Raw genomic sequence first — 22,624 nt, 5'->3', positions numbered from 1 at the left:
GGAAATGTGATCTGTCACCGATGCGTCGATTTTGCTTTGATCTGGTGCAACCGGTTTCCCGCCAAAGCTGTGTAGTGGATCACACAAATAGTCGCTATAACAATTAGTTAGAGAGGTGAATTATTGCGCTATGTTTTCAGCGGTTTGGCTTCGATCGCAGCATCTGTGAAACAAAACTTTTACGGCCGTGGCAGGATAAATTTGACCACGACATACGCCTTGCTGTTGAAGCTATGGTTAAATGTTGGCGCTAATTTTGGTTCGCGGCAAAACCTCTACAAGTAAGCCGCAGCGAATTAACCAGTCAGGACTTCCATGAAAACAAAACTAACAATTGTTGCGGCACTAGCATTTGCCGCTGCTGCTGGCGCCGATGAGGGGCAATGGCAGCCCCACCAGTTGACGCAACTTCAAGACGAATTTGATCGTGTTGGCATTGAATTGCCGGCATCACAAGTTGCCGACTTGAATCAGTATCCGCTCAATGCCGTCGTCGGGTTGGGGTATTGCTCGGCTTCATTCGTATCACCGAAGGGGTTGGTGGTGACTAATCACCACTGTGCCTATGGTGCTATTCAGAACAACAGCACGCCTGACAACAATCTGATTGCCAAGGGCTTTCTTGCCGGAACTATGGCCGGAGAACTGCCTGCCGGACCACAAGAGCGTTTGTATGTCACTGAGTCTGTCGAAGATGTGACTGCCCAAGTAACAGGCTCATTGGCTGACGATTTACACGGTAAAGCGCGCTATGATGCCATCGCGGCGAAGCGCAAAGCGTTAATCGGTGAGTGCGAAACAGATCCCAACTACCGCTGCTCGGTACGGGCGTTTCATCATGGCTTGGAATACTTTCTGATCAAACAATTGATGATTAAAGACGTGCGCCTGGTTTACGCACCAGCTGAAGCGCTTGGTAACTTCGGTGGCGATATTGATAACTTTGAGTATCCGCGTCATACCGCAGATTTTACCTTTGTTCGCGGCTATGTCGGCAAAGATGGCAAGCCTGCTGAATACAGCGAAGACAATGTGCCTTATCAGCCCAAGTCCTTTCTTAAAGTCAATGCCAGTGGTGTTAAATTGGGTGATGGCGTATTAGTCGCTGGTTATCCGGGTCGTACCAGCCGTTACAAGCTTGCAGATGAAGTGAATTATTCTGCTAATTGGTATTACCCAACACTGCTTGATACCTATTACATGACGCTCGATACGATTGCCGAAGCGACCAATGGTCGAGAAGCAGCAGAGGTTAAATATGCCTCGCGGGTTAAGAGCATTAATAATCGCCTAAAGAAACTGCTGGGTCTGCAAGATGGCTTTAAAGCAACAGACATCGAAGGCATTAAGCGTGCCCAAGAACAACAGTACTTGAACTGGTTTGGCAAAGAGCCATCTCGTCAATCGTATACCGTGGCGCACCAACAGTTACAAGCATTGCTGACCGATGCCCATGCTCAACAACAGCGACAGTTCTACTACAACTACGCTATCAATTCTGACTTGCTCAATGCTGCCATTCGCTTGTATCGCTTGGCAAAGGAAAATGAAAAGCCAGATGCCGAACGTGAAATGGGTTATCAACAACGTGATTTACCTATGCTTAAAGCTCGTTTGCAGCGCCTGCAAACTAAATTTGACCCCCAAGTTGATCAAGCCTTGTGGGCAAGTTATTTGGCAACATATGTCAAGCAAGATGCTGCGCGACACGTGGCCGATTTAGATAAAGCACTAGGTCTCAATAGCCAAATCAGCAATGCCGAGCTAAAAGCGCTGGTGGCAGACATTTATGACAAAACAGAGCTAGCAGATGCTGATACGCGTGTGGCCTGGATTGGCAAAGCGACCAGTGACTTTGAGCAATCGACCGACCCGCTGATTCAGTTAGCCGTGGCATTGTATGATGCCAACATGACCATTGAAGCTGAGCAAAAAGAAATGGCTGGCCGCTTAGCGGAAGTTCGGCCGCAATATATGGAAGCAGTCATTGCTTACAATAATGCTCAGGGCAAACCCGTATACCCGGATGCCAATTCAACGTTGCGAGTCAGTTATGCCCAAGTGGATGGTTATCCGGCAGCCGACGGCGTCTACAAAACGCCATTTACCTCATTGCGGGGTTTGGTTGCCAAACACACAGGTGAAAAACCATTTATCGCCACTGACAAAGTATTGATGGCCCATCAAAACAAAGCCTATGGTGATTATTATCGTGGTGATTTAGGCTTGGCAGCTGTAACTTGTGGTTTGTTGAGCTTTGGCTGTGAAGCGACAGCCGCTCGTCCTCTGGAGGTGAACTCGGTGCCGGTTAACTTCTTGAGTAGCGCCGATACCACGGGCGGAAACTCGGGCTCTCCGGTCATGAACGGAAAGGGCGAATTGGTTGGTTTGAACTTTGATTCTACCTACGAGTCAATCACCAAAGACTGGTATTTCAACGGCAAGATCACTCGCGCTATTCATGTCGATATTCGTTATGTGCTTTGGCTGATGACCGAAGTTGACAATGCTGGTTATTTGCTTGATGAGATGACATTGGTTCAGTAACCGCGAATTACTGCCAATGAAGCAAACAGAAGCCGTAGCGAGATGGTCTTGCCACGGCTTTTTATTAGCTAGCGCACTGCCGAATGATTATTTGCTATGTCGGTTAGCGATCCATTGCCGTAGGTCGCCAGTGATCGTTTGGCCGGTTCTCGCGGCATAGAGCATCGATAGTGCTATTGCAAAGCCCAAAATGCCAACGCATAAGTCGAGTAACGAACTATCTCGAATGCCAACATATAATTCGAGTAAAGCCAGTGCTAACAAAACGAAAGGGATCATCAACTGTCCTCCGTGAATGAGGCGAACCTATTTGATAGCTTCCTGTTGCTATCCAGTCTGTTTAACACTAGCAGATAGTTCTGTTTCGACAAATAACTCAAATAACGCCAACCACAGCGAGGTACTGCATTGAAAGGAGCTCATTTGAAAGGTCCTTAGGCAACGACTACTTTTTAGGTGTGGTGACGCGTTCAGCAGAGTCGTTGCAACTTGAATCCTCTGGTTATTGAAAGTTTTCAATTGATTGTGTGTTCGGTAAGGAATGAACATGAAAAGGAATTCTGCTCCAGATGAGCCGAAAATTTGGATCTATTCTTTATTGCTGAACCTAGCAAACGCCTATCCATGTAAAATTCTCAAAGCTCCTTTTAGCTATGTTTTTATCGAGCTAGCTCCAGAAATCCCTGTATCTTTAAGGAATAGTTCGGTCGGTTATACCGGCAGAAGGGTTGGGTTAGCCGCAGCGCTGGCAACGTTCATCTTTTGCTTTTGCATTCCGGCAATCTGGACGTTATCAGAAGGGACGTTCTCCGGTTCTGACGCTGGTCGGTTGTACTTTTCGGACGATACCGTCAATCTCATTCTCTATACTTTGATTTGCCCCTTGTATGTTGGGTTGGGGGTTTGGCTATGGCTTGTTTCCATCCATAGCTCGGGTGAACTTAAGCTTTATTCACAATCGATACAGGGCGAAGCATCGCCACCGAGACAAGGCCTTCTCTTTAGAGAGTTTCTCCTTTTCGTTTTATTGTTAGCCATCTCCTTATTAGGCACTGCGAGTTATATTTCTGATATCTCAGATGTGAGCAAAGTTAGCGTCGATTACTGGTTTGTCGATAAAACTCATTTCAATGAAAGAATAATTGGCCCGCTGGGGGTGTATTATTTTTTGCTAAATTTCGTTCTGTTGTTCATTACTCTGTTAACCATCACGTTTTTTATGTCGATCTTTTCATCGGCTATATCAATAGGCTCTTCACTAGAAAGTTATTCACAACAGCGATGTTTAGATTTTAATGTCATTCGAATTAAGCTCGAAGCGTTTACAGAAGCCTATTTGCTTGGAAAAAGCATCACCTTCTGTTACATGATCAATATTCTGCTTTGGCAAAGCTCGGCGCTCGGCAATACAGATAACCTTTGGATAGCTGGGCTTTTTGTCACATTGATCGGCGTGGTGTTTGTTTCGTTGCCTCGTTACTTCATTGAATTACAGTGGTTTAGGTATCGACAGCGGACAGGACAATTAGTTGATCACGATAGGGATAATTATCAAGATATTCGGCCATTCAATGCTAAGTTAATTGCCACCGCATTGGATACCTTGCTAATCAGTGGCTTCGCCTTAAGCTTTTGGCCAGATTATTTGATTTCGCTGGTATCAGACGGCGAGGCGTAACAAAAACTATCGATTGCTTTCAGGCGCGTCAATCTGTGCTCTAACGCCGAGTTTCCAATTCTCTACTTGACCTTGTGCATGTTCGACATGTACGGTTAATTGTTAGCGGTAACAATTATCAATCGCAAGGGCCTATTATGAAACGAATTGCAGTCACAGGTGGCAGTGGTGGCGCTGGTCGTTATGTCGTTCAAGAGCTATTGAACCACGGCTATGACGTACTAAATCTCGACATCGCTGAGCCCACAGAAAAACTCTGCCCATTTCAAAAAATTGATTTAACCAACTATCAGGCGGTTCAGGGGGCACTACGGGAGGTTGACTCGGTGGTTCACTTCGCTTCGTCGCCGGAGCCTGATTTTGACTTTGATACCGGCGCTGAACGTTTCAAAAACAATACCTTAGCAACGTACAATGTGTTTCAAGCGGCGGCGGCACATGGTTTCAAGCGAGTGGTTTGGGCGTCGAGCGAAACGGTTCTCGGTTTTCCATTTGAAAACAACAAACCAGTTGTGGTGCCAGTGACAGAAGATGATGCCGTACAACCTCAAAACAGTTATGCACTGTCCAAAGTAGCCCTTGAAACCATTGCCGATCACTTCGCCACCGTTTATGGGGTGTCGATTATCAGTCTGCGTTATTCAAACATTTTGTACACCCATACCGACCATCCTGCCAATTATCAGGCCATTCCTGACTATTGGTCCGATCCAGCAAGTCGTAAATTCAACCTTTGGGGTTATGTCGATGCTCGTGATAGTGCGGTTGCCGCACGTTTGGCATTGGAGTCAACATTCACTGACAGCCGGGCTTATATCATCGCTGCGGTAGACACCATCATGAAGCAAACCAACGCTGAATTGATGGCGGCGGTTTACCCCGAAGTGCCGATTCGTCCGGACACATCGGATCATCAAACGCTCATTAGTATCGATAAAGCCAAGCGAGAGTTGGGCTATACGCCGCAGTATTCGTGGCGCAACGTGTTAGACCTCAACGACTAAATGCGCAATGAAAATAACTGATATTAGCCTTCACTTGGCCAAAGAGTGGCGGACGTTTTTGTTTGTCGAAATTCAAACTGATGAAGGCATTGTCGGTATTGGTGAGTCAGGTATCACCAGTCGCGAACTTGCCATCGCTGGCGGTATTGAACACTTTAAACATGCTGTTATTGGCAAAGACCCATTTGATAGCCAAGCGATTTGGCAACGACTTTGGCGTGGCGGTTTCTATCCCGGCGGCGCTTGGGCGGGGGCTGCAATCGCTGCTATTGATATGGCGCTTTGGGATATCAAAGGCAAAGCCATTGGCCGTCCGGTGTATCAATTGCTCGGTGGCAAGTGTCGGGACCGAGTGCTGACCTATTGCCATTTACACGGCGCTAACCCTGCCGAGCTACTTGCCAGTGCTAAAGAGCGCAAGCAGGCCGGATGGCGAGCCATGCGCTGGGAGCCATTTGCACAACAAGGCGGCTTGTTTGATGCCGACGCAGCCATCGATCGCAGTATTGATGAATGGCAGATGCTGCATGAGCAGCTGGGGCCGAACGTTAGGCTCTGTTTCGACGCACACACTAAATTGTCACCAGCACAGGCAAAACGATTCTGCCGAGCGGTGGAGTCACTGAATCCACTATTTGTTGAAGATCCGTTACGCAGTGAACAGCCCGCGCATTACAGAGAGCTACGCCAAGCGACCTCCGTGCCATTGGCGGCAGGTGAGCAATTTGGCTCCAAGTGGCAGTTTAGTCAGTTGATTGAGGAGCGCTTGATTGACTTAGCACGCGTCGATGTTTGCATTGCTGGTGGCCTTACCGAGGCACAAAAAATCGCGGCCATGTGTGAAGCCCATGATATTGATCTAGCCGTTCACAATCCGGTGGGTCCCGTGTCAAGTGCGGCCAGTTTGCACCTCAACATCGCCATGCCGAATGTTGCGATTCAGGAGCTGCCACGGATCCCGACCGAAACCATGCCGGAAGTTTTCACCACCGACATCGAGTGGCAAGACGGTTACCTACAAGTACCGCAGTCGGCAGGGTTAGGGATCGCACTCAATTCAGCCCAGCTCGATAAATATCCCTTTGAGGCAACAGAGTTGCCGCAATTGTACCGCCCCGACGGTGCGTTTACTAACTGGTAGTTAAGGACAATCATGCAATTTGTCTCATTTATGAAGCCGGGTCAGAGTAGCCCGAATCTTGGCATTCTAGACCGCGATCTGGTTCTAGATGTCGCCGCTGCGGCAGCAAAAACAGGCACAGCAGTGCCAACAACGTTCAATGACCTTTATAGCGAGGGCTTGGCCGCACTGCCTAAATTGCAGCAATTGGCCACTGACGTCGAAGCTGAAACAGCGCTTTGGATGCCATTATCAGAAGTCAGTTATGGTGCTTTGAGTGACGCCCCAGAGAAAGTAATTTGTATCGGTCTGAACTACAAAAAACATGCCGAAGAAGCCAACATGGCGATTCCGACCAATCCAGTGGTGTTCAGTAAGTTTGCCAACAGCTTGTGTGGTCATGGCGTAGATGTTGATGTTACTGGCCTTGAACAGCTCGACTACGAAGCAGAATTGGCTTTGGTGATCGGTAAAGAAGGCAAGCACATCGCTGCTGATGACGCCCTTGATCATGTGTTTGGCTATTGCAATGCCAACGATTTGAGTGAGCGCGCGCTGCAGTTTGATAGTGGTCAGTGGTTACACGGCAAAACGCTGGATGATTTTTTACCCATGGGGCCTTGGCTGGTGACCGCGGATGAATTCGGTAACCCCAATGATAAAACCATCGTCGGTCGCTTAAACGGTGAAGTGCGTCAGCAAAGTAACACTGCTGATATGATTTTTGATGTCAAAACCATTATCGCCTACGTTAGCAAGTACATGACCCTAAAGCCGGGGGATGTCATCATTACCGGCACACCAGAGGGCGTCATCCTCGGTTTCCATAATCAGCAGTGGCTAAAAGCTGGTGATACCTATGAGGTAGAAATTGAAGGCTTGGGGGTTTTACGCAACACCCTCACAGCTTAAGTGAGCATGGCATGAAACTTGAGAACATTTGCATTGAAGCGAACCAAAGCGTTTTCAATGAGCCGCTTCTGACCATCGACAATTGGTCGATTGGTGGACAAAGCTGGGGCATTGTTGGCCGCAACGATAGCGGCAAAGCACTCGTTTTCGAATTATTGCAGCAAAACTTGCGTTTCAGTGGCTGCGTGTCGGGTGTGCCCAGCGCGATAGCCACTGTGAGCTTTGGTGAGCAGGAAGCGCTGGTTGCCCGGGAACTCAAAAATGATGAGAGCGATCTGCTCGATGAATTCGACCCTGGCACCTTGGTCATCGAGCTATTGCATGAGACTGGCGCTCCGTCTGAGCAATGTCTGGCGCTGGCGGAACAATTTGCCTTGACTGATTTGTTGCAGCAAGGCTTTCGCACCTTGTCCACGGGGGAAACACGCAAACTGATGCTGGCGCGGGCATTGCTCAGCCAACCTCAGGTAATACTACTCGAAGATCCTTTCGAAGGGCTTGATGTTCAAGCTCGGCATGACATTAGTGAATTGCTTGAGCGATTGGCTGTGCAGGGCATACAGTTGTTATTGATGGTTGACCGGCCGAGTGATTTGCCTGCTTGGTTGCCGTCCATAGCCGTTTTCGCCGGAGGCCAACTCGTTGCCAGCGGTCAAGCGTCAGAGGTTCAACAATCGAGTCATTGGTTAACCCTTAATTTGTCTGAAGCACCAAATGAGCCGCCGCCGGTGTCAGAAACTGCAACCACGTTGGCCGCCGATGAGCCGGTCTTTGAGTTGCGTCGTGGTCGTGTTAGTTATGGCGCTAATGTGGTGTTTAATGGTTTAGATTGGGCTATTCAGCAAGGCGAGCATTGGCGAGTGATTGGTCCCAACGGTTCGGGTAAATCGACCTTGCTGAAACTCATTTGCGGCGACCACCCTCAATGCTATAGCAACGATATTCGCCAGTTTGGTATTCAACGTGGCAACGGTGAAAGCATATGGGATATCAAACGCCACATTGGTATGGTCAGCTCAGAACTACAACTCAATTATCGGGTGAGGGTGACGGTACTCACCGTGGTGTTGTCGGGCTATTTTGATTCGATAGGCGTGTATCGCCACGTAAACCAACATCATAAAACTCACGCCTTGGCTTGGCTCAAATGGTTCCATGCTGAGCATCTAGCAAAAAAACTATTTCATCAATTAAGCTACGGTGAGCAGCGGTTGATCTTAGTGATCAGAGCCTTGGTTAAATCGCCGCTGCTACTGATCTTGGACGAGCCACTACAAGGCCTGGACGAAGCGAATGCGCAACTGGTTCTAACTGCGGTCAATCGCATTATTGAGTCTGGTAGCAGTCAGCTGCTATATGTCAGCCATCGCGAAGAACCAGGTTTGCATTGCGATTGCCGAACACTGCAATTGCCCATTAACGTGGCTAACTAAGTTAAGCTCTTTCAATTGCTAGATTTGTTGTGTCGCTTTTAGCGATAACAAACAGGCCGATAGCAAAACCGATCTCAATTAATCCTCCAACGATGCCAGCAACATATGGCGGGCTTTGAGCTGCAACAATAGCAAATGCTGCAGCGACCAACACGGCAGAGAATAGGTAAAAAGTTTTTAGGCCGTACAAGGTTCGGAAGGTGAGGTAGCGGCCTGCGATAACCAGCATCATGGCTGGAAAAAAGTACTGGGGTTGGTCTATCGCTAAAACTAAGGCAATTGGTATCGACAGCAACATCCAGAAAGTCCCCTCAATCGCTAACGGCGCAAGCGGGTTGGTGATGAAATGCTTACCGGTTCTTCCCAAAAGTTTGCAAACTAATACTGATGCTGGGAATATCAGCATGCCAGCAATTACCAGCGTTAAAATTCCAGCAACAGCGCTACTGAACACAGCAACCAGTCCGGCAATTAACCATACTAAACCAGAACAAAGCACACCGGGTGCACCGTGGTGATAGGCATTTCGCATATCCAGCTGCGCGTCGTTGAAACACTTCATACTCGCTATCTTCCTGATAATTAGATTGTTAACAAAGCAAACACAATCCATGAAGTTAGCGGCCAACATTCAATTGCGCAAATGAAAGACAGCAACCAAAAACATTTAATGGCCGGAATGCGCGAAGGAAATCAAACAACAGGTGTTGCTTGGATAAAGCAATGCCGTTGAAAGTGAATCTGGAGAACCTCGCTCGGATTGCTACTCTGAACACTGCAATTGCCGGTTAGCCGTTGACTTTACGAGTGAAACTGGCTCCAACGCAAATAATTGGCAAAGCAACATAAAACCATATTGAACTGTCGGGTTGAAAAAACTCTCCCAATCCCATCAGCATCAAACCCGCCCCAACAAAGCCATAACCAATCGCTTTACGACGATCCGCAGGTCGAGGTTTTTGGCCAGGCCACAAGCGAGTGAGGGCAACATAGACAGTAATCGATGCAATGAGTAAGACGGCATAATTCAGTGCCGATGAGAGGGTGATTTCCATAGTCACAGTCCTTGTGATTTACCTTTGCGCGGGGTTCAGCCGCTAATTTTTAGCAATAGTGAGTTGTCAGAAGCAGTATAGTCTGAGCGAAGGAAGATTGTGGGTTTTCAGAACTTGAGTCTAATAAGGAATTTGTTTGGCGTTGATAGACGCCGACGTACTGCAGAAGCAGAAAATTGGTACGACCGAGTGGACTCGAACCACCGACCCCCACCATGTCAAGGTGGTGCTCTAACCAGCTGAGCTACGGTCGTACAATATCGGGAAGGTGAAGCACCTGTCCGCGAAGTGGGCGCTATAATAGCGGCGGTTATTTTTCCTTGCAATAGTTTTTATCGAAAGTTTTTGTCGAAATAGGCGGAAATGCTGCCGTTTGCTCAGTCCATCACCAATTTGAACGCAATCTAACCAGTATCTGGCAACATTACCCTTGTTTTTGTTGGTGAATATCGGGCGACGGGCTTTAATTGGCGCCGTTTTTAGGTAGACTTACCGGCTACAAAATTTTGCCATTCGCATTGGCTCTGGTAACAGAGTCGACAATCGTAGATAAAGAGAAACGATATGCTGAACCTGGACGCACTGGTGGCCGAGGCTCTGGCCGCTATTGACGGTGCACAACAAGTGGCCGCGCTTGATGAAGTGCGCGTTAACTTTTTAGGTAAGAAAGGTCGCCTGACCGAACAATTGAAATCCTTGGGTAAGTTAAGCCCAGAAGAGCGACCTGCCGCTGGTCAAGCCATCAATCAGGCTAAGCAGCAAGTGCAACAGGCTATTACTGAGCGAATGAAGGCGCTACAGCAGGCTGAACTTAATGCTAAGCTGGCATCAGAAACCATTGATGTATCCTTGCCGGGCCGTCGTATGCCAGAAGCGGGTTTGCATCCGGTGTCGCGCACCATTAACCGCATCAAAACTTACTTCGGTGAGCTTGGCTTTGAAGTCAAGCAGGGGCCGGAAGTGGAAGATTCGTTCCACAACTTTGATGCCTTAAACATTCCTGAGCATCACCCGGCCCGTGCCGATCACGATACCTTCTATTTTAATCCCGAGCTGGTACTGCGGACTCAAACCTCCGGTGTCCAGATCCGCACCATGGAAAACGAGCAACCACCGCTGCGGATTATCTCTCCAGGCCGAGTGTATCGTAACGATTACGACCAGACTCACACGCCGATGTTCCATCAGGTCGAAGGCTTGATGGTCGACGAAAAAGTGTCGTTCACCGAGCTGAAAGGCATTCTCCATGACTTTTTGCAAAACTTCTTTGAGAAGGATTTGACCATTCGTTTCCGTCCTTCTTATTTCCCTTTCACCGAGCCATCAGCAGAGGTTGATGTACTGGGTGAAAATGGTTGGCTAGAAGTGTTGGGCTGCGGCATGGTGCATCCAAACGTGCTACGTAGTGTTGGTGTTGATCCTGAGAAGTACTCTGGCTTTGCCTTTGGTATGGGCGTCGAGCGTCTGACCATGCTGCGCTATGGCGTCAACGACTTGCGGGCGTTTTTCGAGAACGACCTGCGTTTCCTGAAGCAATTTAACTAAGCCAGTCGTTAAGAGAGAACACAGAAAATGAAATTCAGTGAATCCTGGGTCCGTGAATGGGTCAACCCTGCAATTAGCTCTGATGAGCTGGCTGAACAAATTACCATGGCCGGTCTTGAAGTAGACGGTGTTGAAGGTGTTGCGGGTGCGTTTACCGGCGTAGTTGTTGGTGAAGTGGTTGAATGTGGCCAACATCCTGATGCCGATAAGTTGCGCGTCACTAAAGTTAACGTCGGTGGCGATGAACTACTTGATATCGTTTGTGGTGCTGCCAACTGCCGTCAGGGCTTGAAGGTGATGGTGGCGACCGTTGGTGCGGTATTGCCGGGCAATTTTAAGATCAAGAAAGCCAAACTGCGTGGTCAACCATCGATGGGTATGCTGTGTGCCGAAGCAGAGCTGGGCATGGCAGAAGAGTCTGATGGCATCATGGAGCTGCCCGCTGATGCACCAATCGGCATGGATATCCGCGAATACCTCAAACTCGATGACAAAACCATTGAAGTGGATTTAACGCCTAACCGCAGTGATTGCCTCGGTATTGCCGGTTTAGCCCGTGAAATTGGTGTCCTCAACAATTGTGAAGTCACCGAACCAAGCTGGGAAAATGCCAAGGAATCGTTAGCCGACACTGTTGCGGTGAAGCTCGAAGCCCCAGCCGCCTGCCCACGCTATCTCGCGCGGGTGATCAAAGGTGTCGATGCAACGGTACAGTCACCATTATGGCTGGTGGAAAAGTTGCGTCGCTGCGGAGTGCGCAGCGTTGATCCTGTGGTTGATGTTACCCAATACGTGTTGCTTGAGTTCGGTCACCCAATGCATGCCTTCGATTTGGACAAAATCGACGGTGGTATTGTCGTACGTATGGCCAAGCCGGAAGAAAAACTGACCTTGCTTGATGGCAACGAAGCAACTTTGCGTGATGACACCTTGGTGATTGCCGATCACAACAAAGCGTTGGCCATGGCCGGCATCTTTGGTGGTCTCGATAGTGGAGTGACCGCAGAATCAACAGACATTTTGCTTGAGAGTGCCTTCTTTGCGCCGCTTGCTATCGCTGGTAAAGCGCGTAGTTATGGTTTGCACACTGATGCGTCGCATCGTTATGAGCGTGGCGTTGATTATGAATTGCAGCACAAAGCAATGGAACGAGCAACGGCGTTGCTGCTTGATATCGTGGGCGGTGAAGCAGGGCCTGTGGTTGAAGCGGTTAGCCAAGACGATTTACCACAAGTGGCGCCTATTGCGCTGCGCAAAGCAAAGCTCGAAAGCCGCATCGGCATTAGCTTTGACAATGCTCAGGTTGAAGAGATTCTGACGCGTTTGGGCTTGACCGTTGAGACTATCGACGGTGGTTGGACGGCAACTGTGCCTTCATATCGCTTTGATTTAGCCATCGAAGAAGACTTGATTGAAGAAGTCGCACGTGTTTTTGGTTACAACAACATTCCTAATGTTGCACCGACAGCTTCGCTGGTGATGAATCGCCACCCGGAAGCGGATATGACCGAAGACGAGTTGAAAGATACGCTGGTCAATCGTGGTTACCAAGAAGCAATTACGTATAGCTTTGTTGATCCTAAAGTTCAGAAAATCTTGTTCCCAGAAGCAAACGACTTGATTCTGCCGCACCCGATTTCTGCGGATATGTCAGCTATGCGCGTGAGCTTACTGCCTGGCTTGCTGCAAACGCTGAAATACAACCAGAACCGCCAGCAGAACCGCGTTCGTTTGTTTGAGCTTGGTTTGCGCTTCTTGCCAGAGTCAGAAACTCAAGTGACTCAAAACAAGATGTTGGCTGGTGTGATTGCTGGTTCTCGTTTTGATGAGCACTGGAGCGAAGGTGCCGGAGCCGTTGATTTTTATGATATTAAAGGCGATGTTGAAGCTCTGTTGGCGAATTTTGGTGGTTTAGATCCATTCCGTTTCGTCGCTGAAGCCCATCCAGCCTTGCATCCGGGTCAATCGGCTGCAATTTATCGCGGCGATACTATAGTTGGACATGTCGGCGCATTGCATCCAAGTGCAATTAAATCACTCGGAATTAAAGGAAAAATTTTCGCTTTTGAGCTATTAATTGAAGCGCTGGGTGAAAAACTGATTCCAAAAGCTGTGCCGGTAAGCAAGTTCCCTGCGAACCGTAGAGACTTCGCTTTTGTCGTCGATCAAGCCATTGCTAGCAGCGATGTGATCGACTTGGTGAAAAAAGTTGGCGGGAATCAAGTCGTTAACGTAAACTTGTTCGATGTGTATCAAGGTGAAGGGATTGTTGAGGGCAAAAAGAGCCTCGCGATCTCAATTACGGTACAAGATTTGGAACGAACACTTGAAGACAAGGAAATCAGCGTCTTAACTGATAATGTCATCACAGCGGTAACATCTGAGTTCAACGCGACACTAAGGGAGTGATTATGGCGCTCACTAAAGCAGACATGGCTGAAATGCTTTTTATGAAGCATGGCATTAATAAGAAATTGGCTAAAGAAATGGTGGAAACATTCTTTGAAGAGATCCGCCAATGTCTGGAAGATGGTGAACAAGTCAAATTGTCTGGCTTTGGTAACTTTGATTTGAGAGTGAAAAACGAACGTCCGGGACGTAACCCAAAGACAGGCGAAGATATTCCGATTTCTTCGCGTCGTGTGGTTACTTTCCGTCCGGGGCAAAAGCTCAAAGCTCGGGTTGAGAACGCCAAGCCAATCGACTGATAGGCATCGAAAAAGTTACAAAGCGGCTGCATGTATTGCAGCCGCTTTTTTTTGTGCCCGTAAAGGCCAGTCATCTGGAACGATAAAGCAACAAGCCTTGTTGTCAGAATTGATTTTGGTAGTAACAAAAACAGGCTTGGCCAATTGCAGTGAATGACAATCTAACACTTGGCCTGCTAGTTTGGGTTGCAACCAATCCAATTTATCTTGCAGATAAGTGGCTGGCAGATTGTCGAATTTTCGCCATTGTTGTTGAGTGTACCAATGACCATCTTGCGGCAAGCTATTGCTGCTTGCAGGCAAAAATACTCTGCCACTGGCCAAGATCATCCGGTGGTCGATCTGTGCGATGCCAAGCCGAGACAATGCAACCTGCGCTGCAGGCAATTCACCAAGCTTAATTTGTTTTGCAGTTAGCTTGTGTCGTTTACTCAACCAATCATCATTTAGGTTGGGGCCAAGCCAGATGTCTGGGGCAAGCTCCTCAACCTCAGGTGTTACCGCCAAATAGTATTTGCAAGCTAGCTCCCAGTGTTCAATTCGAGTTTTGTTGCTATTGCCGCCGACATTAAGGTGGCGTACTAGAAAGTCAAAAGCGCCGACAGTTTGCTTGTTGTCAATCACCTGTAGATTGTGACTGAGCAATTGATAGTCAGGATGGGCGCTAATCAATGCCAACCATAACTGCTCGACATACAGTCCTAGTCTTACTGAATGAGGCCGCTGAACTTGCTCTGCGATGCTTGCAATGTCGGGTTGATGATGCAGTAAGCGTTGACGAAAACAATCTAACCATGCTCGGTCGTGGCCAAAGGGGAGTGTTTGATCAATAGGGGCTGTGCCGAAGAGCAATACTCGAAGATCATCGATAATTTCGTAATTTTTTTTCATTTTGTCGCAGTTTGCGTGATGTCCGTCGTGTTAAAAAAATGTTCTCGGTCAATAAATCGGTAATAAAATGACATTTGTGATTGAAATCACATTTTATCTGGTCTAACCTGTTGTTGTTTCAAACAGGAGGCGATGCCATGTTCAAGTTTTACTCACCAGTCGTTGTTTTTATGCGCCGAGTCATTTTGCTTTGCTTGGCGGTTATCGTGATGCCATTTGCTTTGATTAGCAATAAAACCGCGCAAATGGGCAGCCTGTTTCACCGTGCTTGGGTGAAAAATGGTGATAAACCTGTGTGGTTGCAGTGCCAAGAGAAAGCGTCCGGCTCAATTCAGTTCTGAGCCGACTGCAACACTAGACGTTGATTTTGAGCTCAAACGCTGAACTAACTTGAGCAACTTGCCGTAGACTGTAAGGTAGTAATCACAGTCTGCGAGCCAAGGATGAAACTAGTTCAAACCCAATTCAAACCCGATTCCATTCAAATCGGGGTCAGCGCCTGTGTCGTTGGACAAGGCGTTCGATTCGACGGTGGTCACAAGCGTTTGGGCTTTGCCGACCGCGACCTGCGAGAATTCGTTTCCTACGTACCTGTATGCCCAGAAGTGGCAATTGGTATGGGCGTGCCGCGCCCCACCATCCGCCAAGTTGAAGTCGACGGCGCCATTGAAATCGTCGGCTCTACCGATTCGACTCTTAACGTAACCGACGCTATGTCGTCGTTCAGCCAGCAACAAAGCCAAACACTGGACGGTTTAAGTGGTTTTATCGTTTGCGCTAAGTCGCCGAGCTGCGGTATGGAACGCATTAAGGTCTATCATCCTGATGGTCATACCCTAAGGCACGACTCGGTTGGTGTCTTTACCAAAGCATTGATGGAGCGTTACCCACTGCTGCCGGTCGAAGAAAACGGCAGGCTATGTGACCCTGTGTTGCGGGAAAACTTCGTCACCAGAGTCTATGCTCTGCAAGATTGGCAGCGGATGATTCACTCTGGTCTGACGGCTGATAAGCTGGTGAAATTCCATTCCCGCTATAAGTTCATGGTGATGGCTAGCCATCAAACCTCCTATCGCACCCTTGGCCAGTTGATTTCTGATCTCAGCAGCAATGATTTGCAAGACGTTGCTGATGAGTACATTTATGGATTGATGTGGGCGTTAAAGCAACGAGCAAATCGCAAAGGCCATACGAATACCTTGATGCACTTGCAGGGCTATTTTAAGAAGTTTATCGGTACTGAAGAGCGACAAGCATTAGCAGATGTGATTGATAAATACAGGCAGGGACTGTTGCCGTTGATGGCGCCAATGACCTTGATTCAACATCTATTGGTCAAGTTTCCCAACGAATACCTTAGCAATCAGGTCTACATCAGACCCCACCCCGACAAGCTGGCATTGCGACAGCAGCTGTAGCTGAGGTGAGGCGTGACTGACAGACATTATCAGCGCAGCTGCGTTTGGCTGCGTCGCGATTTGCGCATCCTCGATAACCCAGCACTTTATCATGCGTGCGATGCCAGCGAAGCTGTTGTTGCCCTGTATGTGGTTCCAGCGGAGCAGTGGCAGCAGTATCACAAAAGTCCCATTCAAGCTGATTTAATTCGGCGCACGTTAGTTCATCTGCGCAGCGAGTTGGCGCAGCTCAACGTCCCGCTGGTGGTGTTGCAAGCAGGGAGCTTTGCTGAACAGCGGGCCTTGGTGCAACAGTGTATAGGTCAATGGCGAATAGACGCGCTTTTTGCTAGCCGAGAATACGAAGTTGATGAAGTCGCCAGAGACAATGCGCTACAACACGACATCGAGGGCAATTTGGACCTTCATTGGTTCGATGACCGCTGCATTATTAAACCAAATTCAGTACTTAATGGCAGCGCCCAGCCTTACAAGGTATTCACGCCGTTTAGTAAAGCTTGGTTGAAAGAGCTGCACTCGGTTGGTTGGCAGTGTTTAGGCCGACCGCAACAAATGCCGAAGTTGATCACTGATATCGATGATTCCACATTGCCGCTTTGTTCTCTCGAGGCGGACAGTTGGCCCTATGCCGGCGCTGACAGTAGTGCTTACGCCGCCGACGGTCAGGAAGTTATCGCGCAATTGCGCCAGTTTAGTGCTGAGCGAGCAGCGCGTTATCGTGCCGACCGAGATTTTCCCGCCATTGACGGCACCTCAGTGCTATCGCCATATTTAGCTATTGGTAGCTTGTCTGCTCGGCAATGTTTAGCGCGACTCAGTCACGATCACGGCTCGCCGTGGGAATTAGCTGAAGGTGCTAAAACTTGGTTAACTGAACTGATATGGCGCGAGTTCTATCAACATGTGATGGTTGCCTGGCCACACGTTTGCAAGGACAAAGCCTTTAAACCTGATTATGAGGCCATTCCCTGGACCAATGATGGTCAGCTGTTCGACAGTTGGTGCCGAGGCGAGACTGGCTTTCCTTTAGTCGATGCCGCAATGCGGCAGCTGAACCAGACAGGCTGGATGCATAATCGACTGCGAATGATCGTGGCATCGTTTCTTTGCAAAGATTTGTTGATCGATTGGCGTTGGGGCGAACGCTACTTTATGAGCAAGCTGGTTGATGGTGATTTTGCTGCTAATAATGGCGGTTGGCAGTGGGCCGCTTCGACAGGTACTGATGCCGCGCCTTATTTTCGAATTTTTAATCCGGAAACCCAATCAAAACGTTTTGATGACAAAGGCTTATTCATTCAACAGTATGTTGAGCAATTGCGAGGGCTAGAGGCGAAATTGCTCCATCAGGCTGGCGCAGGTGGAAATTATCTACCGGCGGTGGTTGATCACAAAGAGCGCCGACAAATGTGTTTGGAGCTTTATCAGCAAAGCCTTAAAAAAGAAGCGGGCTAATAAGCCCGCTACTATTTTCGAAGTTCAATTACAGCACTGCATTTTCTGCCATGACGGCGCTGTAGTAGTGACCCGATTCTTTGATAATCCGCTGCTGAGTATCGTACTCAACACGAATAATTCCAAAGCGTTTGTCGTAACCAAAAGCCCATTCGAAATTGTCAAACAATGACCAAACGTAATAGCCCTTGAGTGGCACACCCTCGCTAATCGCACGTTGGCAAGCACGTAGGTGAGTGCGCAGAAACTCAATGCGATCCATGTCTTGTACGGTGCCATCGCGCTCGACCTTGTCGGCCGCAGCCATGCCATTTTCGGTAATGTAAATAGGCAGATCACCAAAGAACTCTTGTGAGAACTTCAACAACCAGTACATCGCATCTGGCGTAATGGGCCAGCCCATGTCGGTGCGAGGGTAGGCTTCTGGCATGTCGACGATATCAAAACCCCAAGGCTTGTCACTTGGTCGCACAGGTGGATGGTTGTAGAAGTTGTAACCGATGTAGTCGAGCGGCTCACTAATGATTTTCATATCTTCAGCGCTGTACTCAGGCAGATCACCAAACTCGCGTTGGTAAGCCACTTCGTCATATTCGCCAGTCAGCAATGGGAATAGGATCTGAGCATTGCGATCTTTAAATGCTTTGCGTGCGGCATCCAAGTGAGACTCGGTGTTGTGAAGCGGCCACGGGGCAAACAAACACTCGACAATACCGACGATAGCATCTGGCACATTGTTGCGAATCGCCTGCACAGCTAATCCATGGCCAATCATGGCATGGTGAACGGTTTGGTTGGCAACTTGGTCAGTTTCTTTTCCACCCGGTGCGTGCTGCTCCGTTTTGTGGGCCATGTTGGTGAAGCACATGATTTCATTAATGGTGCTCCAGCGTTTGACCCGATCGCCCAGCGCTTTAGTAACAATATCAGCATACTCGGCAAACAATTCGGCGACTTTTCGCGACTTCCAGCCGCCATATTTGTCTTGCAACGCTTGTGGCAGATCCCAATGGAATAGGGTGATCAACGGCTCAATGCCGGCAGCTAGTAGGTCGTCAACCAACTTACTGTAAAAGTCGATACCGGCCTGGTTCACTTCACCTTCGCCATTTGGCAGGATACGAGGCCAAGCAATCGAGAAGCGATAGTGCTTGAGGCCTAACTGTTTCATCAGGGCGATGTCTTGTTCGGTACGATGATAATGATCACATGCAACGTTGCCGGTATCGCCATTTAGGGTGCGACCCGGCAAACGGCTGAATGTGTCCCAAGTCGACATACCGCGACCATCTTCATTGTAGGCGCCCTCGATTTGATAGGCGGCGGTGGCTGCTCCCCATTCGAAGTCAGCTGGAAATTGATAGCTGTTTTTCATCATAAAACCCTTACTGCAAGATCGTTATGGGCGCTATTAAAACACATTTTTGAGAAAATGAAAGCGCTATCATTTTGTCTTTCAAAAATCCTTCAACCACACAAATTGCCGATAGTTGACTGATCCGCTAACAAAAAATTGACGTTGAACGAGCTAATACTGAACAAGCTGATACACTCAATTGAAGTGGCGTAAGCACATTTTTTTCAAGAGGTCTTCATTGATGCAATGGATTGAAAATTTTAAAGATATGTATACCAAGCTAGACGCCCATAGCCTTGAGTTGCTGGACCAGTTTTATCACCCCAAAGCGTCGTTTATTGACCCTTTTCATCGCATCGATGGGCTCGCCGATATCAAAGAATACTTTGCCGCTTTGTACAGCAACGTTGAAGCCATCGGCTTTAACTACAACTGGCAAGTTGCTGAGCAGTCGCAGGTGGTGATTGGCTGGACCATGACTTATCAACATCCGCGAATCAATCGGGGCCGGGAAGTGGAACTCGAAGGGGTGAGCAGAATTACCCTCAAGGACGGTTTGATTATCCAGCATCGAGATTATTTCGACGGCGGCAGTATGCTCTACGAGCACCTGCCAGTGTTGGGTACGGCAATTCGCTTTGTCAAAGGGCGCATGGTGGCGGCATGAACACGAAACAAGTGGTTTTGATCACTGGCGCTACTTCTGGCATCGGCTATCAACTCGCCAAAGATTACTTGGACGCTGGAGACACAGTGATCGCTGTTGGTCGCAATAAGGACCAACTAATTGATTTACAGCAATCGGGCGCAGACACAGTCTGTTGCGATCTGGCTGATGGCAATGCTTGGCAAACCAGTGTGTGGCAACTTGAAGAGCGTTATCACAACATTGATGTGGTGATCCTCAATGCCGGTGTTTGTCACTACGTCGACGATGGTGACCTTGATGCCGAGGTGTTGCAGCAAACACTCGACGTCAATGTAGTGGCGCCAGTGAGAGTGCTGCAAAGTCTCACGCCGCTGTTGCAAAGAGCCAGTAAACCGAAAGTGGCGCTGGTGTCTAGCGCATCTGTTTACTTGCCGTTTGTCCGTGCAGAATTTTACGGTGCATCGAAAGCAGCACTGCAGTACATGGGGCATGTATTGAGCACGAGTTTAAAGCCCAAGGGAATCCAATTGGTAACCGTAATATTGGGTTTTATCGACACGCCATTAACCCGTAAGAACGACTTCGATATGCCAATGCTGGCCACTGTCGATGGTGCCAGTGCAGCGATTCGCCGGGGTATTGAGCGCGGTGTCCATGAAGTTCATTTTCCGCGTTTGTTTTGCGCAATACTGCGGACATTACACAAACTGCCAGTGTCAGCGCGAATTTGGCTCGCTGGCAAGATGGTCAAATCGAATCAGGACAATGGCAAGCAATCTCACACTCGCCATCAACAGGGTGAAACAAGGACATGAAAATAGCAGTCATCGGCAGCGGTATATCAGGGATCGTCGCGAGTTATCATTTGCGTAAAGAGCATCAGGTGACGTTGTTTGAAAAAAATGATTACTTGGGGGGCCACACGGCAACCAAGGAACTTGATGGTGAACATCAAGGGCAAGCAATTGACACCGGTTTTATTGTGTTCAATGACCGTACTTATCCAAGATTCCAAGCCTTTCTGGCGCAACTTAAGGTGCCGTATCAAAACACCGATATGAGTTACAGCGTCAGTAACCCGGCAGAAAATCTTGAGTATAACGGCCACACCTTCTCGACCCTGTTTGCGCAGAAGCGAAATTGGTTCAATCCTAAGTTCTACCGTTTTTTGTACGATATTTATCGCTTCAATAAGCTGGCTAAAGCAAGTTATGCCAACGGTGAGATTGATGAAAATTCATCGTTGAGCGAGTTTCTTGAACAACACAAGTTCAACCAGTTCTTCCGGATCAACTATTTGATGTCGATGGGAGCAGCCATTTGGTCATCATCAATCAAAGACATGGATGAATTTCCGGCCTTGTTCTTTATCCGATTCTTCGTCAATCATGGTTTGCTCGAGATCACGGACCGGCCGCAATGGTATGTCATTAAAGGTGGTTCGCATCAGTACGTCAAAGCATGGCGTGAGCAAGTCGATGGTGATATCGAATTTGCTAGCGGCGCTACTTCGGTCCGTCGAAAAAACAGTGCCGAAGGCGCACTACCGACACGCTTTATCGTTAGTCATGGCAGTGGCGAGGATGAGTTCGATGCGGTTGTTTTTGCTTGCCACAGTGATGAGGCATTGACGCTGCTAGGGGAGAGCGCTTCGGCGCTAGAGAATGACATTCTCGGTGATATCCCATACCAACAAAATGATGTCATATTACATACCGATACATCTAGGCTGCCTGAGCGTCAGGCGGCTTGGGCTGCATGGAACTACATGTTAGATGACAGTGAACACCCGCAAGCGACACTGACTTACAACATGAATATTCTACAGGGCTTGCAGAGCAAACATACCTATTGTGTAAGCCTTAATCAGTCAGAGCAAATCGATCCAGACAAGATTATTGGTACCTACCTGTATGATCATCCGGTATTCAATCGCACCAGTTTCGCGGCCCAACAGCGACGGGCTGAAATCAACGGCGTTGACGGCTGTTATTTTTGCGGTGCGTACTGGTACAACGGCTTCCACGAAGATGGTGTTCGCTCGGCGCAAGACGTGGTCGAATTGATTGCTGCGAAAGGTGCTGAATTGCCGAGGAATGCAGCATGAAATCGCGACTTTATCGAGGCCAAGTTCGCCACCGGCGATTGCGACCAAAGCACAACAGTTTCTGCTATCCGCTGTTTATGCCAGCCATCGATTTAGACGAATTGCCGCAACTCGACCAACAACTTCGTTGGTTCTCATTTAACCGATTTAACTGGGCGCAGTTTCGTCGCTCCGATTACTTCCCCAACAAACCGACTTTGACAGCCAAACAGGCCGCCATAGAAACGCTATTTGAATTAACTGGTTATCGTTGCGATGGGCGTATCGAGATGATTGGCCAGTTGCGCTATCTGGGGCTCTACTTTAGCCCCATTAACTGCTTTTATTGCTACGACAGCGATGGTGAATTGCAGTACTTGCTAGCTGAGGTGAGTAACACGCCATGGCTGGAAAAGCATTACTATGCAGTCAACTGTCGGCGCGCATTTGAGGCGCCTGAGACTATGAACAAAGCGTTTCATGTTTCTCCGTTTATGGACTTAGATATGGACTACCACTGGCGGATCAAGCCGCCTGCCAAGCGCCTGCATTTGCATATCGAAAATCACGATCGTGAAGGCAAAATTTTCGATGCCACATTAGCAATGATCCAACAACCACTGAACTCTCGTAACTTGTTCCGAGAGTTGATAAAAACCCCCATTATGACAGTTAGCGTGGTCACCAAGATTTATTGGCAGGCGTTGAAAATCTGGCTCAAAGGGGTGCCCTACATTCCACATAACATGGACCACAGGAGTTAAGG

21 protein-coding genes and 1 tRNA gene are annotated in these 22,624 nt (G+C 48.4%); 16 read left to right on the top strand and 6 right to left on the bottom strand.

From position 1 onward, the window contains the following. Positions 1–315: 315 nt before the first annotated feature. On the top strand, positions 316–2,547 hold the full coding sequence (locus CBE68_RS13130; RefSeq protein WP_087506551.1) for a S46 family peptidase: 2,232 nt from the start codon (positions 316–318) through the stop codon (positions 2,545–2,547). Positions 2,548–2,634: 87 nt separating this feature from the next. Here CBE68_RS13130 and CBE68_RS13125 read toward each other — a convergent pair whose 3' ends face one another. Then, complete coding sequence (locus tag CBE68_RS13125; protein WP_087506550.1) at positions 2,635–2,826, bottom strand: hypothetical protein; 192 nt, start codon at positions 2,824–2,826, stop codon at positions 2,635–2,637. A gap of 268 nt (positions 2,827–3,094) precedes the next feature. Here CBE68_RS13125 and CBE68_RS13120 point away from each other — a divergent pair, with 268 nt between their 5' ends. The 5 genes from CBE68_RS13120 (at position 3,095) to CBE68_RS13100 (ending at position 8,694) form a co-directional block, all read left to right on the top strand. Continuing rightward, the gene (locus tag CBE68_RS13120; RefSeq protein ID WP_143824559.1) at positions 3,095–4,225 is read left to right on the top strand and encodes a hypothetical protein; all 1,131 of its coding nucleotides are present in this window, start codon (positions 3,095–3,097) and stop codon (positions 4,223–4,225) included. A 137-nt stretch (positions 4,226–4,362) separates the two neighbouring features. Continuing rightward, positions 4,363–5,229, top strand: coding sequence for an NAD-dependent epimerase/dehydratase family protein (locus CBE68_RS13115; RefSeq protein WP_087506548.1), 867 nt, complete (start codon positions 4,363–4,365; stop codon positions 5,227–5,229). Positions 5,230–5,236: 7 nt separating this feature from the next. Next, positions 5,237–6,370 carry a galactonate dehydratase gene (gene dgoD, locus CBE68_RS13110; protein ID WP_087506547.1) on the top strand — a complete coding sequence of 378 codons (1,134 nt, stop codon included), beginning with the start codon at positions 5,237–5,239 and terminating at the stop codon, positions 6,368–6,370. A 12-nt stretch (positions 6,371–6,382) separates the two neighbouring features. Beyond that, positions 6,383–7,261, top strand: coding sequence for a fumarylacetoacetate hydrolase family protein (locus CBE68_RS13105; protein WP_087506546.1), 879 nt, complete (start codon positions 6,383–6,385; stop codon positions 7,259–7,261). Positions 7,262–7,272: 11 nt separating this feature from the next. Beyond that, a complete protein-coding gene (locus tag CBE68_RS13100) occupies positions 7,273–8,694 on the top strand; it encodes an ATP-binding cassette domain-containing protein (RefSeq protein ID WP_087506545.1) in 1,422 nt (473 codons plus the stop codon). Position 8,695: 1 nt separating this feature from the next. Here CBE68_RS13100 and CBE68_RS13095 read toward each other — a convergent pair whose 3' ends face one another. The 3 genes from CBE68_RS13095 to CBE68_RS13085 form a co-directional block, all read right to left on the bottom strand. Continuing rightward, positions 8,696–9,256, bottom strand: a complete 561-nt coding sequence (locus CBE68_RS13095) for a DUF7010 family protein (protein ID WP_087506544.1) — start codon at positions 9,254–9,256, stop codon at positions 8,696–8,698. A 226-nt stretch (positions 9,257–9,482) separates the two neighbouring features. Next, positions 9,483–9,749, bottom strand: coding sequence for a hypothetical protein (locus CBE68_RS13090; protein ID WP_087506543.1), 267 nt, complete (start codon positions 9,747–9,749; stop codon positions 9,483–9,485). Positions 9,750–9,926: 177 nt separating this feature from the next. Then, positions 9,927–10,003 (bottom strand) — tRNA-Val (locus CBE68_RS13085). Between the two features lie 310 nt (positions 10,004–10,313). Here CBE68_RS13085 and pheS point away from each other — a divergent pair. Genes pheS through CBE68_RS13070 form a run of 3 tightly spaced genes read left to right on the top strand, consistent with a single transcriptional unit; the run spans position 10,314 to position 14,002 of the window. Then, entirely contained in the window at positions 10,314–11,294 is a 981-nt protein-coding gene (gene pheS, locus CBE68_RS13080; RefSeq protein WP_087506542.1) for a phenylalanine--tRNA ligase subunit alpha, read from the top strand. 27 nt (positions 11,295–11,321) lie between these two features. Further along, on the top strand, positions 11,322–13,703 hold the full coding sequence (gene pheT / locus CBE68_RS13075; RefSeq protein ID WP_087506541.1) for a phenylalanine--tRNA ligase subunit beta: 2,382 nt from the start codon (positions 11,322–11,324) through the stop codon (positions 13,701–13,703). Positions 13,704–13,705: 2 nt separating this feature from the next. After that, complete coding sequence (locus CBE68_RS13070; protein WP_087506540.1) at positions 13,706–14,002, top strand: integration host factor subunit alpha; 297 nt, start codon at positions 13,706–13,708, stop codon at positions 14,000–14,002. A 15-nt stretch (positions 14,003–14,017) separates the two neighbouring features. On the opposite strand, the gene CBE68_RS13065 is transcribed toward CBE68_RS13070, so the two are convergent. Next, positions 14,018–14,893: a DUF1853 family protein gene (locus tag CBE68_RS13065; RefSeq protein WP_087506539.1), complete on the bottom strand. Its 876-nt coding sequence runs from the start codon at positions 14,891–14,893 to the stop codon at positions 14,018–14,020. A 137-nt stretch (positions 14,894–15,030) separates the two neighbouring features. Here CBE68_RS13065 and CBE68_RS13060 point away from each other — a divergent pair, with 137 nt between their 5' ends. The 3 genes from CBE68_RS13060 to phrB all read left to right on the top strand — a co-directional run bounded on the left by CBE68_RS13060 (position 15,031) and on the right by phrB (position 17,766). Further along, entirely contained in the window at positions 15,031–15,234 is a 204-nt protein-coding gene (locus tag CBE68_RS13060; protein WP_143824558.1) for a DUF2517 family protein, read from the top strand. A 102-nt stretch (positions 15,235–15,336) separates the two neighbouring features. Further along, a complete protein-coding gene (locus CBE68_RS13055; RefSeq protein WP_087506537.1) occupies positions 15,337–16,311 on the top strand; it encodes a YbgA family protein in 975 nt (324 codons plus the stop codon). Between the two features lie 12 nt (positions 16,312–16,323). Then, positions 16,324–17,766: a deoxyribodipyrimidine photo-lyase gene (gene phrB / locus CBE68_RS13050; protein ID WP_087506536.1), complete on the top strand. Its 1,443-nt coding sequence runs from the start codon at positions 16,324–16,326 to the stop codon at positions 17,764–17,766. Between the two features lie 28 nt (positions 17,767–17,794). Here the strand turns inward: phrB and CBE68_RS13045 are convergent, their stop codons facing one another. Then, entirely contained in the window at positions 17,795–19,141 is a 1,347-nt protein-coding gene (locus tag CBE68_RS13045) for a GH1 family beta-glucosidase (protein WP_087506585.1), read from the bottom strand. Positions 19,142–19,364: 223 nt separating this feature from the next. Between CBE68_RS13045 and CBE68_RS13040 the strand changes: the two genes are divergently transcribed. From CBE68_RS13040 to CBE68_RS13025, 4 genes are read left to right on the top strand one after another with little or no spacing between them, the layout of a single operon-like run. Continuing rightward, on the top strand, positions 19,365–19,790 hold the full coding sequence (locus tag CBE68_RS13040) for a nuclear transport factor 2 family protein (RefSeq protein WP_087506535.1): 426 nt from the start codon (positions 19,365–19,367) through the stop codon (positions 19,788–19,790). Next, positions 19,787–20,587, top strand: coding sequence for an SDR family NAD(P)-dependent oxidoreductase (locus CBE68_RS13035; RefSeq protein ID WP_087506534.1), 801 nt, complete (start codon positions 19,787–19,789; stop codon positions 20,585–20,587). Before CBE68_RS13040 ends, CBE68_RS13035 begins: the two co-directional genes overlap by 4 nt. Continuing rightward, on the top strand, positions 20,584–21,879 hold the full coding sequence (locus CBE68_RS13030) for an NAD(P)/FAD-dependent oxidoreductase (RefSeq protein WP_087506533.1): 1,296 nt from the start codon (positions 20,584–20,586) through the stop codon (positions 21,877–21,879). The genes CBE68_RS13035 and CBE68_RS13030 overlap by 4 nt, the downstream gene beginning before the upstream one ends. After that, positions 21,876–22,622: a DUF1365 domain-containing protein gene (locus tag CBE68_RS13025; protein WP_087506532.1), complete on the top strand. Its 747-nt coding sequence runs from the start codon at positions 21,876–21,878 to the stop codon at positions 22,620–22,622. Before CBE68_RS13030 ends, CBE68_RS13025 begins: the two co-directional genes overlap by 4 nt. Positions 22,623–22,624 lie beyond the last annotated feature (2 nt).

Origin of the sequence: Neiella marina, from assembly GCF_002165625.1 — a bacterium.
Taxonomy (GTDB): domain Bacteria; phylum Pseudomonadota; class Gammaproteobacteria; order Enterobacterales; family Neiellaceae; genus Neiella; species Neiella marina.
This window is presented reverse-complemented; position numbering and strand designations above follow the sequence as displayed.